Source organism: Acinetobacter sp. 1130196 (genome assembly GCF_000588095.1).
GTDB lineage: Bacteria > Pseudomonadota > Gammaproteobacteria > Pseudomonadales > Moraxellaceae > Acinetobacter > Acinetobacter nosocomialis.
Map to the genome: position 1 here is coordinate 1 of NZ_JFWX01000129.1, position 434 is coordinate 434.

General features: G+C 36.9%; 1 protein-coding gene. It reads right to left on the bottom strand.

What is annotated here, in order from left to right:
* Window positions 1-254: helix-turn-helix domain-containing protein (locus J671_RS24805; RefSeq protein WP_240490959.1), on the bottom strand; the 254-nt coding region annotated here is incomplete at its 3' end.
* Window positions 255-434: the final 180 nt, after the last annotated feature.

Consider the following 434-nt stretch of genomic DNA (forward strand, 5'->3'; position numbering starts at 1 on the left):
AAACGCTTTGCTATTTGCTGAGGAGACCATAAACAACGGATCGCTTCAACAATAAATTTCCAGAGGATTGAATCGATTTTGAGTTTTCTGTGACCACGTCTACGTCTAGCGAAGGTGTTATCAGAAGCATATCGAGCTTGATAAACGTCATTGATGCTATTTCTTTTAAGCTCACGATAGATCGTACTAGGATGTCTTTTAATGAGTTCAGCAAATTTTCTGGCTGAAAAGCCTTCTTTTCTTGACTCAAGCATTAATGCAGTACGATCTTCAAAGTTAAGATGATGGTATGACAATTTTATATACTCCATAAACCCTTTAAATTAATTAGGTGGTTTATGTCGCACTTCAAGTTTTACTCTGCCCAGAGTAAGTTCTACAGTGGTAAAAAGAAGAAACATACGCTAAAAGCACAAGTGATCTATCATCCGAAC